Annotated in this window: 12 protein-coding genes; 10 read left to right on the top strand and 2 right to left on the bottom strand. The window is 47.4% G+C overall.

Annotation, left to right across the window (positions count from 1 at the left end):
* Positions 1 to 3: 3 nt before the first annotated feature.
* Positions 4 to 138: a YqzM family protein gene (locus tag H615_RS22090; RefSeq protein WP_027955338.1), complete on the bottom strand. Its 135-nt coding sequence runs from the start codon at positions 136 to 138 to the stop codon at positions 4 to 6.
* 346 nt (positions 139 to 484) lie between these two features.
* Between H615_RS22090 and holA the strand changes: the two genes are divergently transcribed.
* The gene (holA, locus tag H615_RS21285; protein ID WP_035532025.1) at positions 485 to 1,513 is read left to right on the top strand and encodes a DNA polymerase III subunit delta; all 1,029 of its coding nucleotides are present in this window, start codon (positions 485 to 487) and stop codon (positions 1,511 to 1,513) included.
* A gap of 99 nt (positions 1,514 to 1,612) precedes the next feature.
* Here the strand turns inward: holA and rpsT are convergent, their stop codons facing one another.
* Positions 1,613 to 1,873 carry a 30S ribosomal protein S20 gene (gene rpsT / locus H615_RS0111770; protein WP_027955339.1) on the bottom strand — a complete coding sequence of 87 codons (261 nt, stop codon included), beginning with the start codon at positions 1,871 to 1,873 and terminating at the stop codon, positions 1,613 to 1,615.
* 160 nt (positions 1,874 to 2,033) lie between these two features.
* Here rpsT and gpr point away from each other — a divergent pair, with 160 nt between their 5' ends.
* The 9 genes from gpr to dnaJ all read left to right on the top strand — a co-directional run bounded on the left by gpr (position 2,034) and on the right by dnaJ (position 12,755).
* Positions 2,034 to 3,119 carry a GPR endopeptidase gene (gpr, locus tag H615_RS0111775; protein ID WP_027955340.1) on the top strand — a complete coding sequence of 362 codons (1,086 nt, stop codon included), beginning with the start codon at positions 2,034 to 2,036 and terminating at the stop codon, positions 3,117 to 3,119.
* 84 nt (positions 3,120 to 3,203) lie between these two features.
* A complete protein-coding gene (gene spoIIP / locus H615_RS0111780) occupies positions 3,204 to 4,358 on the top strand; it encodes a stage II sporulation protein P (protein WP_027955341.1) in 1,155 nt (384 codons plus the stop codon).
* Positions 4,359 to 4,370: 12 nt separating this feature from the next.
* A complete protein-coding gene (locus H615_RS0111785; protein WP_027955342.1) occupies positions 4,371 to 4,697 on the top strand; it encodes a hypothetical protein in 327 nt (108 codons plus the stop codon).
* 93 nt (positions 4,698 to 4,790) lie between these two features.
* Positions 4,791 to 6,605, top strand: coding sequence for a translation elongation factor 4 (lepA, locus tag H615_RS0111790; RefSeq protein ID WP_027955343.1), 1,815 nt, complete (start codon positions 4,791 to 4,793; stop codon positions 6,603 to 6,605).
* A 73-nt stretch (positions 6,606 to 6,678) separates the two neighbouring features.
* The gene (hemW, locus tag H615_RS0111795; RefSeq protein WP_027955344.1) at positions 6,679 to 7,818 is read left to right on the top strand and encodes a radical SAM family heme chaperone HemW; all 1,140 of its coding nucleotides are present in this window, start codon (positions 6,679 to 6,681) and stop codon (positions 7,816 to 7,818) included.
* 99 nt (positions 7,819 to 7,917) lie between these two features.
* The gene (hrcA, locus tag H615_RS0111800; RefSeq protein WP_027955345.1) at positions 7,918 to 8,940 is read left to right on the top strand and encodes a heat-inducible transcriptional repressor HrcA; all 1,023 of its coding nucleotides are present in this window, start codon (positions 7,918 to 7,920) and stop codon (positions 8,938 to 8,940) included.
* 125 nt (positions 8,941 to 9,065) lie between these two features.
* On the top strand, positions 9,066 to 9,611 hold the full coding sequence (grpE, locus tag H615_RS0111805) for a nucleotide exchange factor GrpE (protein WP_027955346.1): 546 nt from the start codon (positions 9,066 to 9,068) through the stop codon (positions 9,609 to 9,611).
* Between the two features lie 40 nt (positions 9,612 to 9,651).
* On the top strand, positions 9,652 to 11,481 hold the full coding sequence (gene dnaK / locus H615_RS0111810) for a molecular chaperone DnaK (RefSeq protein ID WP_027955347.1): 1,830 nt from the start codon (positions 9,652 to 9,654) through the stop codon (positions 11,479 to 11,481).
* 146 nt (positions 11,482 to 11,627) lie between these two features.
* Positions 11,628 to 12,755, top strand: a complete 1,128-nt coding sequence (gene dnaJ, locus H615_RS0111815; RefSeq protein WP_027955348.1) for a molecular chaperone DnaJ — start codon at positions 11,628 to 11,630, stop codon at positions 12,753 to 12,755.
* The last annotated feature ends 61 nt before the right edge of the window (positions 12,756 to 12,816 follow it).

Below are 12,816 nucleotides of genomic sequence, written 5' to 3' on the forward strand. Positions count from 1 at the left end.
CCATTATTGACCGACCACAGAAAATACAACCCCGATTGCGAAAATAATGAAGAAGAAGACAAATGAGAAGACAAATCCCAATCCGGAATCAATAACATCATTCGTTTTGGATTGAATATCATTCTTGAACTCGTTCATATTACCCCTCCTATATCAATTACTAAGTATAGTCCATTTACAGCCAAAAATCTACATGGTGTGAAAAGGATTTCTAAAATTATCCTGGATTCATACGTTTGCCACAGCTAGCAAGACTTGTCACAGATAATTCTTCCCGAGGCGGTCAAACTAAACGCAAGAGACGAACAACATCGTCCTCTTCAAAAGCACCCGGGGCTTTTGAAATGGCGTTTATATAGATGGTTCATACGGCATGCTCAGGTCACTTTTTGACAGATCTTGAAAAGGACAATAAAATAGTGACACTGAGCTCCCTCTCAGGAGGGTGCCGTATTCTTTTTTTATAAGAAAGGACAACCACTGTATGGCCAAGCTGAATCAATCACAGGTGTACTTACTATATGGAGTAGAGCCGTATCTGATACAAGAGAATAAAGATAAAATCATTAAGCAGGCGTTAAAGAAAGAAGATCGCGAATTTAATGTATCCCAGTACGACCTGGAGGAAATCCCTGTCGAGGATGTTGTTACGGATGCGGAAACCTTTCCGTTTCTAGGGGACGGGAAAGTGGTGATCGCCGCCAGTCCTGTCTTCTTAAAAGCAAAACCGGACAAGCTGTCCTTTGAGCATGATGTGGATACGCTGCTGAAGTATATACAAAATCCAGCAGAATACACGACACTGATCCTCATCGCTCCCTATGAAAAACTGGACGAACGGAAAAAGCTTTTCAAGGAATTGAAAAAACATGGCGAGATCATCCACTGCGAGCCTGTGAAAGAATGGAATATGGATAAGTGGATTTCAAGTCTCGCACGGGATTTACATATTACCGTGCCGGAGGATATTTATGAATTGTTCACACAGGAAATTGGCGCGAACCTGATGGCTTTGCGAAATGAAATGGAAAAGCTTGCCCTTTATGTAGGGGAAGGCGGCGTAGTTACGAAAGAAGTGGCGGAGCAGCTCCTTTCACACAGTGCGGAGGCATCCGGGCTTAAACTCGTCGATGCTGTGATGGAAAGGGATCTTGGAAGAGCAATCCGGATTTATAAGGATCTTGAGAAAGTCAATGAAGAGCCGATTGCGCTGACGGCCCTCCTTTCCTCCCAGTTCCGCATCATCAATCAAGCGAAAGTGCTTAAACAGAAGGGGTATGCCCAGAACCAGATGAAGACGTATATTAAAGCTCATCCCTACGTCATAAAAATGGCGCTGAAAAGAGAGCGTTTTTTCACAAACCAGGAACTGAACCAAATCATGAATGAACTTGCAGAGACGGATTATAATCTGAAGCAGGGGAAAATGGAAAAAGCGCTCGCTTTTGAAATGCTCCTGTACCGGTTGATCCACATTAAACAGCAGGCGGCTGATACGAAAGCGACGATATAAAACAAAGAAGCCCTCCGGCAGCAGGCCGGAGGGCTTCCTTCATGTAAAAACGACCCATTCATAAGAAGGATCGTCTGTTGGTCATAAATTACGATTTAATTATAGTGCGTTAACTAATTTAGTTAGGCGGGATTTTTTACGGTTTCCTGTGTTTTGAGGCAGGGCGCCGCGCTGAACAGCTTTGTCAATTTTCTTAACAGCTGTAGGAAGCACTTCTTTCGCGTTTTCTACATCTTTAGCTTCAACAAGCTTTTCTACACGTTTAACCGCCGTACGCATGTCAGATTTGAATGCTGCGTTAAGAGCGCGGGCATCATCGTTTACACGTACACGTTTTTTCGCTGATTTAATGTTAGGCATGGTTTCACCTCCTAGGTAAAAACAAAAGACTCATTCATATCGAACAAGAGACATTTTACCAGAGCAGCGAGGTGTTTTCAATACTTATCTCATTCCTTATCTTATCATCTGCATAGTTTTCTTCTGCTTGGGAGAACATTTGAGTAAGGAGGCTGACGATATGGAAGAACAATTACACTACTCCATCCGCACGGATCTGGCGCTTGAAGCGCAGGAAATGAATGTTAAGGATGATCCGTCATCCTCAGACAGCGACGGGGTGGAAGTTCATGAAAATAAGAAAAATGATATTACCATTACGTATGTGACCGTAGATGAAGCGGGGGCAGAAAGAATTGGTAAAAAACCAGGACACTATGTGACGTTGGAATCCCTGGCCATCCGCAAACAGGATAAGGAACTTCAGGAAAACCTGGCAGAAACGATGTCGGTTCAATTGAGAAAATTAATGGAAGCTTGCGGCATTAAAGATATGGACAGAGGCTTGATTGTCGGGCTCGGAAATCATAATGTAACCCCGGATGCTCTTGGACCGCTTGTTACCGAAGATGTCTACGTGACCAGTCATCTGTTTGAACTGCACCCGGAAACGGTTGCGGAGGGGTGGCGCCCGGTTTCTGCAGTTACACCGGGAGTGATGGGGGTCACAGGGATAGAAACGAGTGATATGGTCCATGGGATCATCGAGGAGATCAAGCCAGATTTTGTCCTCGTTATTGACGCTTTGGCCTCGAGATCCATCAACCGGATTAATGCGACCATTCAATTGTCGGATACAGGCATTCATCCAGGATCCGGTGTCGGAAACAAACGAAAGGAAATCAGCCGGGAAACGTACGGCATTCCTGTCATCTCTATAGGTGTCCCCACAGTTGTGGATGCCGTTACCATTACGAGCGATACGATTGACTATGTTCTCAAGCACTTCGGCCGTGAATGGAGGGAGAAAGACCGTCCCTCCAACGCATTGTCCCCTGCCCTCAATCCATTTGAAAGAAAAACACTGACAGAAGAAGACCACCCTGATGACGAACAAAGCCAGGCGGTGATGGGCATGTTCGGTCAGCTTGCGGCGCACGAGAAAAAGCAGTTGATCAAGGAAGTCCTGACCCCTCTTGGTCACAATTTGATGGTGACCCCGAAGGAAGTCGACAGTTTTATCAAGGATATGGCCTGTGTCATTGCTGCCGGGATCAACGGCGCGCTTCACTCCGGAGTAGAAGACGGCCGGCTGGAGTCATACTGAAATAGAAAAAATGATAGAGACCGGTTCTATGAAAATCCTCTTTCTCATACCATTTACTAGATGTGTATGAGAGGAGGATTTTTTATGTCCCGTTACCCGGACAAGTGGAAAAAGGCGGACAAAAACGTAGTGAAGCGCGGGACCCGGTGGGTGGTTCTGAGTGTCACGATCCTGATTCTATTATTCATTGGTATCGGTGTGCTTACTGGTGCGAAAACGACCTACAGGCTGTATTCCGATACGATACAGGAGTGGACGGCGAAGTTAAAAGGGGGATCCTTCATCTACCTGTTTGAAATGGAAAACCGTGTGTTTAAGGACGCGCATCCAGAGGGGAACCGGATCCCGGGTCTCACCTCCCTCTCTTTTCAATTGCTGACAAGTCTGACTCCCAATGATCCACGAAGCCTGCTCGGCAGAGAGATTCCCGGGCTGTCCTCCTACAACAGTCAGATTATTATTGCCGGGCAGGGGACGGACTTTTCTACACTGCCGATTGAATCAGAGCCACCGCTTGAAGTAGAGGATCGTGGAGAAGAAGGGGACATAGAGGAGCAGGAGGCTCCTGGTACAGATCAGGAAGCTGAACCGGCGGGCGAAGACTCTGTCTATATTTACCATACGCACAATACCGAATCCTTTTATCCTCATCTCCCAGACGAAACGACCGTGTACGATGGGAAAGTGAACATCACCCTTGTGGGAGACCGCTTAGGACAGAGTCTGGAAAGAAGAGGGGTTGGAGCGGTGGTGGATAAAACAGATGTAGCCGCCCTCCGGAGCGAAAATGGTATGGAGTACTACCAGTCCTACGATGCCGTCCGTCCGGTTGTGGAAGAGGCGGTAAGCTCCAACGGTTCGTTGACCTACTTCTTCGATCTTCACAGGGACAGTCTTGCAAGGGAGCACACAACGACAACGATCGATGGAAAGGATTACGCTCGTTTCGCTTTTGTCATTGGAGCAGAGCATCCAGGTTATGAGAAAAACCTGGCCTTTGCCACTGCCCTTCATAACAAGCTGGAGGAAACATATCCAGGCATCAGCCGGGGAGTTATTACGAAAAAAGGGTCAGGCGTCGATGGCGTCTACAATCAGGATATCAACCCGAATGCCATTCTTATCGAGTTCGGCGGGGTTTATAATAATCTGGATGAATTGTACCGTTCTGCGGATATCATGGCTGAAGTATTCAGCGATTACTACTTTGATGAACAAAAAGTAACGACAGAACCATAAGGAGGGACGATCATGAAGGGACTGGCCGGTCTGATCATCCTGTTCGGCGTCTTTATTGCTGGAGCTTTGTATGGCGTTGAGAAGAACAATGAAAAGTTTGATGAGGCCGCGCCTGTCCATCAGGAACGTGTGGAGGAGGAAAAAGTGGAAACAGAAAGCGGGCAGACCTCCTCCCAAACAACAGAACAAATCCCCACGGATGAAAAAGACTGCCGCCCATCTTTTCAAGAAGAAGACGTCCCCTGGATTACCCGTCTCGCTGCAGGGATCGGGGAAGGAGTGGCGGTCACGTTCAACGGTTTGATCGTCGTGGCTTCGGAAATCATGCAGGCAGGCTGACACGTCCTGCTTTTCTATGCCATTGAATAATCCGGGGGATACTGCTATAATCAACCTAGATATTTGTGTCGAATTCAGTAGGAGTGATTTAAGTTGACAGCACAAAACAAACAGGAGAGGGTCCGTAACTTTTCGATTATTGCCCATATCGACCACGGGAAATCGACATTGGCGGACCGTATCCTAGAAAAAACAAAAGCCTTAACCCAGCGTGAAATGAAAGAGCAGTTCCTTGATGCTATGGATCTGGAACGTGAGCGCGGGATTACGATTAAACTGAACGCCGTTCAATTGAATTATGAAGCGAATGACGGTATGGATTATACGTTTCACCTGATTGATACACCGGGCCACGTCGATTTTACATATGAGGTTTCCCGAAGTCTTGCTGCCTGCGAAGGGGCGATCCTCGTCGTCGACGCTGCACAGGGAATCGAAGCCCAGACGCTTGCGAACGTGTATCTGGCGTTGGAAAACGATTTGGAAATCATCCCGGTAATTAACAAAATCGACCTTCCTGGTGCGGATCCTGAGCGGATTAAGCAGGAAATCGAAGACGTGATCGGCATTGATGCGTCCGATGCGATCCTTGCGTCAGCTAAAGAGGGAGTCGGCATCGACGAAATTCTGGAGCGGATCGTGACTGATATTCCTGCACCGGAGGGCGGTGTCAAAGACCCGACGAAAGCGTTGATCTTTGATTCCCTCTATGATTCCTACCGCGGTGTCGTTGCCTATGTCTGTGTCCGTGAGGGCTCTATTAAAATGGGCGACAAAATAAAAATGATGGCAACAGGCAAAGAGTTCGAAGTGAATGAACTCGGCGTCTTCCGTCCGACTCCGACTCAGAAAAAAGAACTGACGGTCGGTGATGTCGGTTACTTGACAGCCTCCATAAAAAACATCGGAGACAGCCGTGTGGGTGACACGATTACGCTGGCCTCCAACCCTGCAGCTGAACCGCTTCCGGGTTACAAGCGTATGAATCCGATGGTATTCTGTGGGATGTATCCGGTGGATGCCAGTAAATATAACGATCTTCGTGATGCGTTGGAGCGTCTGGAATTGAACGATTCCTCCCTGCAGTTCGAAGCAGAGACCTCCCAGGCGCTTGGGTTTGGTTTCCGCTGTGGTTTCCTCGGAATGCTGCACATGGAAATCATCCAGGAACGGATCGAACGCGAATATAAAATCGACCTCATTACCACAGCTCCGAGCGTTATTTATAAGGTTTCGACGACAGATGGTTCTGAAATGAATGTCGACAACCCGTCCATGATGCCTGATAACCAGACACTGGATGAGGTGCAGGAGCCTTTTGTCAGAGCTACGATAATGGTTCCGAATGATTATGTCGGTCCGGTTATGGAGATCTGTCAGCGCAAGCGCGGAAACTTCATGGATATGCAGTATCTTGATGACAACCGTGTCAACATCGTATATGAAATTCCATTGTCTGAAATTGTCTATGACTTCTTCGATTCCTTGAAGTCCCAGACGAAAGGATATGCGTCCTTTGATTATGAACTCATCGGCTACCGTGTATCCAACCTTGTGAAAATGGATATCCTTCTGAACGGAGACACCATTGACGCGCTTTCCTTCATCGTGCACAGAGATTTCGCCTACGAGCGCGGGAAGCTGATTGCGGATAAGTTAAAAGAACTCATTCCGAGACAGCAGTTCGAGGTTCCGGTCCAGGCTGCAATCGGAAACAAAATCATCGCCCGTACGACGATCAAGGCGATGCGTAAGAACGTCCTTTCCAAATGTTACGGAGGAGATATCTCCCGTAAGCGTAAACTGCTTGAGAAGCAGAAGGAAGGGAAGAAGCGCATGAAGATGGTAGGCTCTGTGGAAGTTCCGCAGGAAGCCTTCATGTCTGTGCTTGACTTGAACGAAGACTAAACGAACAGACTTACTATAAAGACCGCAGGAGACTATTCTCTTGCGGTTTTCCTTATGAAAGGTGGAAACATCCATGAATATCCCATCCGCTTATATACACATTCCTTTCTGTCAGCAGATCTGCCATTACTGCGACTTTACGAAGTTCTTTTACAATGAACGGCTGGCAGATGAATATTTAGAAGCATTGGAGAAAGAAATTCACACGTACATTCCAGGGGAGAAGGCCCGCGTGCGCACGATCTTCGTAGGTGGAGGTACCCCTACAGCCGTCAATCATAAGCAGTTGGAAAAACTGCTGAAGATGATTGATGATCACTTTGATACCGCCTCCTGTGAGGAATATACATTCGAAGCGAACCCGGGAGACCTTGACGTGGAGAAAGTACGTCTGCTGAAAGCCTACGGGGTGGATCGGATTTCTCTCGGTGTCCAGGTTTTTGATGATGAGATGCTGGAAAAAATCGGACGTGTACACAAAGTGAAGGACGTCTATACGAATATTGACCGTCTCGTACAGGCGGGCCTTACCAATATAAGCATTGACTTAATGTATGCTCTTCCCGGCCAGACGGTGGAAGACTTCGAAAAAACGGTGGATGAAGCGGTCCAGTTCGGTCTGCCTCACTATTCGTCCTATTCACTGCAGATTGAACCGAAAACGATTTTTTATCAACGCTATAAAAAAGGGAAACTGACAAAAGCGCCGGAAGAGGATGAGGCCGAGATGTATGAGCTGCTACAGCGTAAACTCGGTGCCGCCGGAGCCCATCAGTATGAGATCAGCAACTTCGCCCTTCCCGGGTTTGAAAGCAAACACAACCTGACATACTGGAATAACGAGTATTACTACGGAATCGGGGCAGGTGCCCATGGCTATATGCCTGGAAAACGAACGATCAATATCCGTCCGCTTCCAGCCTATGTGAAAAAGGCAGGAGAAGACGGAAAGCCGATTCTTCACGAAGAACCCATCACAACCAAGGAAGAAATGGAAGAAGAGATGTTCCTCGGATTGAGGAAAACGCAGGGCGTATCCATCGAGCAGTTTTACGAAAAATACCAGAAGCCCATGGATTACGTTTTCGGTGACGCACTGGGTATATTGAAAAACAGGCAGCTGATTCAGGAAAACAACGGGTTTATCCAGCTCACACCACGGGGAAGAATCCTTGGGAACGAAGTGTTTCAGGAATTCCTTCTGGACGAATGAAAAATTGATGGTTTTCCGTTGACATCACCGAACCCTTTTGATAATTTATTATTAGATTTAGCACTCACTTTAAACGAGTGCTAACAGAGGTGATCATCGATGTTAACAGATAGACAATTGCTGATTTTGCAAGTGATTATTGATGATTTCATTCTGACCGCTCAGCCGGTAGGATCGCGTACCATAGCGAAGAAAGAAGCTGTAACGTTCAGCTCCGCTACGATACGTAACGAAATGGCCGACCTTGAGGATCAGGGGTTTATTGAAAAGACCCATTCCTCATCCGGAAGGGTGCCTTCTGAAAAAGGCTACCGCTTTTATGTCGACCATCTGCTTTCTCCATTGCGGTTGTCCCAGCAGGAAATCGTTACGATCAGAGATGCCTTTAATGATAAAATGATGGAATTTGAAAGAGTGGTTCAAAAATCGGCGGGGATCCTGTCTGAAATGACCAACTATACGTCCATCATACTTGGGCCGGAAGTTTTTGAAACGAAGCTGAAGCAGCTCCAAATCGTTCCGCTCTCTGATCACTCTGCGATTGCCATCCTTGTTACAGACACCGGGCATGTGGAGCACAGGGCTTTTAATGTACCTGTGGAAATGAAAGGCACCGACCTTGAGAAGATGGTCAACATCCTGAACCAGCGTCTGCAGGGGGTTCCCCTTGTGAAGCTGCACGAGAAGCTCTATACGGAAATTAACGAGATGTTAAGGCACCATATGGATCACCATGAAGAGGCCTTCTCTTATTTAAGGTCCGCGCTTGTGGAAGACCACCCGACGAAGCTTTACATCGGTGGTAAGACAAACATTCTCATGCAGCCGGAATTCAGGGATCTGGAAAAGGTCCGGTCGCTTTATGCTACGATTGAACAGGAAAATGAAATGGCTGATCTGCTGCGTTCCGGTCAGGAAGGCATCCAAGTCAGAATAGGTCAGGAGAATCCATTCGATTCCATGCAGAACTGCAGCCTGATAACGGCCACCTATCATCTTGGCAACAACCAGATGGGGACCATCGCTTTATTAGGTCCGACGCGCATGGAGTATAACCGGATGTTTTCATTGATGAATGTACTATCCAAGCATATGACCAATACGTTCCGGGGCTGGTATTAACCCTGCGGACGGCAGAAAGAGGATGGGCGGGATTTCCCATCGCTTCTTTTTGTGTGATGCTTTTTTAGGATATAGATTCATGTTATATTCATTAACGGTGTAATGGATAGTAGGAGGTGGAAGTCATGGAAGAGAACAAACAGGAAATCATTGATGAAAAAGATGAACAGCATGAACCGGAAGAGGTTCAAGGTGAAGTAGTAGAGGAAACTGAAGAGTCTCAAGGTGAAACAGAGCAGCTCCGTCAGGAAAAAGAAGAGCTGAACAACCGTCTGGTTCGTCTTCAGGCAGACTATGATAATTTCCGCCGCCGTACTCAGAAAGAAAAAGAGGCGGATCGGAAATATCGATCCCAAAGTCTTATTGAAGAGCTGATTCCAGCTTTAGATAACTTCGACAGAGCCCTTCAGGTGGAAGTCGACAGTGACGCCGCCAAAAATCTTGCCAACGGTATGAAGATGGTCTACGACCAATTCAAATCCGCTCTTGAGAAAGAAGGCGTTGAAGTCATCCCTGCACAGGGAGAGGAGTTTGATCCACACCTTCACCAGGCAGTGATGCAGGTAGAGGATGAAAACTACGAATCCAATATCGTAGTGGAAGAGCTCCAAAAGGGCTATCGATTGAAAGACCGGGTTATCCGCCCGTCAATGGTAAAAGTAAACCAATAAAAAAACAGGTAGATGAGTACGTAAAGGAGGACATTCAACCATGGGTAAAATCATTGGTATTGACTTAGGTACAACGAACTCTTGTGTGGCAGTGATGGAAGGTGGGGAAGCGAAAGTTATCCCTAACCCTGAAGGTAACCGCACAACGCCATCCGCAGTGGCATTCAAAAATGGAGAACGTCAGGTAGGGGAGGTTGCGAAGCGTCAGGCAATCACCAACCCGAACACTCTTCTTTCCATCAAGCGTCACATGGGTACAGACTATAAGGTGGAAGTTGAAGGAAAAGAGTACACACCTCAAGAGGTTTCTGCAATCATCCTTCAATACATCAAGAACTATGCTGAAGATTATCTTGGAGAAACCGTTGATAAAGCGGTTATCACAGTTCCAGCCTACTTTAACGATGCTGAGCGTCAGGCAACCAAAGATGCCGGTAAGATTGCTGGTCTTCAGGTAGAGCGTATCATTAACGAGCCAACAGCTGCAGCATTGGCCTACGGCATTGACAAGGAAGACCAGGATCAGACGATTCTTGTTTATGACCTTGGCGGCGGTACGTTCGACGTATCCATCCTTGACATCGGTGACGGTACTTTTGAAGTAGTTTCCACAGCTGGTGACAATCGTCTGGGCGGAGACGACTTCGACCAAGTCATTATCGACCACATGGTAGCTGAATTCAAAAAAGAAAACGGCATTGATTTGTCCCAGGACAAAATGGCAAAACAACGCTTGAAAGACGCAGCTGAAAAAGCGAAGAAAGATCTTTCCGGCGTTGCACAGACACAAATTTCCCTTCCGTTCATCACAGCAGGGGAAGCTGGACCGCTTCACCTTGAAATGAACTTGACTCGTGCGAAATTTGAAGAGCTTGCTTCTGATCTTGTTGAGCGTTCCATGAAGCCGACACGTCAGGCGCTTAAAGATGCCGGCATGAGTGCTGGAGACATCCACAAAGTCATCCTTGTTGGTGGTTCTACACGTATTCCAGCTGTACAGGAAGCCATCAAGCGTGAAATCGGCCAGGACCCTTCCAAAGGCGTAAACCCTGATGAAGTGGTAGCTCTTGGTGCCTCTATTCAGGGTGGTGTCCTTCAAGGGGACGTAAAAGATGTTGTGCTACTTGACGTCACTCCACTTTCCCTGGGTATCGAAACGATGGGCGGCGTAACGACGAAGCTGATTGAACGAAACACAACGATCCCTACAAGCCACTCCCAGACGTTCTCTACAGCGGCGGACAATCAGACAGCAGTAGACATTCACGTCCTTCAAGGGGAGCGCGAAATGGCTCAGGATAATAAAACTCTTGGACGCTTCCAGTTGACGGATATCCCACCGGCACCACGCGGGGTACCACAAATCGAAGTATCCTTCGACATTGATGCCAACGGTATTGTAAATGTCCGTGCGAAAGATCTTGGTACGAACAAAGAGCAGTCCATCACAATCAAATCTTCTTCCGGTCTTTCTGATGACGAAGTAGAAGAGATGGTTCGTCAGGCAGAAGAAAATGCCGAAGAAGACAAGAAAAAGCGTGAGACTGTTGAACTTCGCAACGAAGCTGATCAGCTGATCTTCACAACAGACAAGACCATCAAGGATCTTGGTGAGCAGGTTAGTGAAGAGGAAAAACAAAAAGCAGAAACAGCTAAAGAAGAACTTCAAACAGCCCTTGAAGGCGAAGACCTTGATGCAATCAAGGAGAAGAAAGACGCTCTTCAGGAGCAGGTCCAGGCTCTTTCCGTTAAGCTTTACGAGCAGGCACAGGCGCAGGCTGAAGCCCAGCAGGGTGAACAGTCAGGCGGAGCCGATGAAGATGTCGTAGATGCTGACTATGAAGAAGTCAACGAAGACGACAAGAAGTAAGATAGCGTAGAAAAAAGTCAAAGTCAGGATCTTCTTGACTTTGACTTTTTTAATGAATAAGAAGGGGAAGCGGCGACAGTTGCCCGCCCTACCCTTCAATGTTAATATTAACGTTATGCAATAGCGTCCGGGAGAGTGATCTACAAGTGAGTAAACGTGACTATTATGAGGTGCTTGGTGTATCCAAGGATGCCTCGAAGGATGAAATTAAGAAAGCCTACCGTAAGCTGGCTCGTCAATACCACCCAGACGTCAGCAAAGAGGAAAATGCTTCTGAGAAATTCAAGGAAGCAAAAGAAGCTTATGAAACCTTGAGTGATCAGCAGAAGAGAGCGCAGTATGACCAATTCGGCCACGCCGGTCCGAACCAGGGAGGCTTCGGCGGATTTGGCGGTGGAGCGGAAGACTTCGGTGGCTTCGGCGATATCTTTGATATGTTCTTCGGCGGTGGAGGCCGCCGCCGTGATCCGAGCGCACCGCGTAAAGGTGCCGATCTTCAATACACGATGACCCTTCAGTTTGAGGAAGCCATCTTCGGAAAATCCACAGATATTGAAATTCCTGTTGAGGAAGAATGTGATACGTGTGATGGATCCGGGGCGAAGCCGGGGACCACTCCGGAAACATGTTCCCATTGTCAAGGCTCCGGTCAGATTAATCAGGAACAGAACACACCATTCGGCCGTGTTGTGAACCGTCGTGTCTGTCACCACTGTCAAGGAAGCGGGAAAATTGTCAAGGATAAATGTAATACCTGCGGTGGAGACGGCCGTGTGAAAAAACGCAACAAGATCCATCTTGATATTCCGGCAGGTATTGATGATGGACAACAGATCCGTGTGCAGGGCAAAGGGGAAGAAGGAGCCAACGGCGGACCAGCGGGAGACTTGTTTGTCGTCATCCGTGTCCAGCCTCATGAATTCTTCCAGCGCGAAGGCGACCATATCTTCTGTGAAGTACCCCTGACTTTCGCTCAGGCAGCTCTTGGGGACGAAATCCAAGTACCGACGGTTCATGGGAATGTGAAGCTTAAAATTCCTGCCGGTACGCAGACTGGCAAAACGTTCCGCCTGAAGGAAAAAGGAGCACCGAATGTTCATGGCCGTGGTCAGGGCGATCAGCACGTGAAGACGAAAGTCATCACACCGAAAAACCTGACCGAACGTCAAAAGGAGCTGCTTCGTGAATTCAATGACATTAGTGGCAACGAAGCGGCTGAAGAACAGCACGGCAATTTCTTTGAACGAATGAAGCGCGCATTTAAAGGCGATTAAGGACGTATCAGAGTCTGTACGATGGAAGCTGCAGGTGATTTTTATCCAATGTCCTGTTTTT

Origin of the sequence: Halobacillus kuroshimensis DSM 18393, from assembly GCF_000425705.1 — a bacterium.
Lineage (GTDB): Bacteria > Bacillota > Bacilli > Bacillales > Halobacillaceae > Halobacillus > Halobacillus kuroshimensis.

Excerpts from the sequence above, each read along its gene's own strand:
- rpsT (WP_027955339.1), bottom strand. The coding sequence starts at position 1,873 with ATGCCTAACATTAAATCAGCGAAAAAACGTGTACGTGTAAACGATGAT.
- H615_RS22090 (WP_027955338.1), bottom strand. The coding sequence starts at position 138 with ATGAACGAGTTCAAGAATGATATTCAATCCAAAACGAATGATGTTATT.
- grpE (WP_027955346.1), top strand. The coding sequence starts at position 9,066 with ATGGAAGAGAACAAACAGGAAATCATTGATGAAAAAGATGAACAGCAT.
- holA (WP_035532025.1), top strand. The coding sequence starts at position 485 with ATGGCCAAGCTGAATCAATCACAGGTGTACTTACTATATGGAGTAGAG.
- spoIIP (WP_027955341.1), top strand. The coding sequence starts at position 3,204 with ATGTCCCGTTACCCGGACAAGTGGAAAAAGGCGGACAAAAACGTAGTG.
- gpr (WP_027955340.1), top strand. The coding sequence starts at position 2,034 with ATGGAAGAACAATTACACTACTCCATCCGCACGGATCTGGCGCTTGAA.
- hemW (WP_027955344.1), top strand. The coding sequence starts at position 6,679 with ATGAATATCCCATCCGCTTATATACACATTCCTTTCTGTCAGCAGATC.
- hrcA (WP_027955345.1), top strand. The coding sequence starts at position 7,918 with ATGTTAACAGATAGACAATTGCTGATTTTGCAAGTGATTATTGATGAT.
- dnaK (WP_027955347.1), top strand. The coding sequence starts at position 9,652 with ATGGGTAAAATCATTGGTATTGACTTAGGTACAACGAACTCTTGTGTG.
- H615_RS0111785 (WP_027955342.1), top strand. The coding sequence starts at position 4,371 with ATGAAGGGACTGGCCGGTCTGATCATCCTGTTCGGCGTCTTTATTGCT.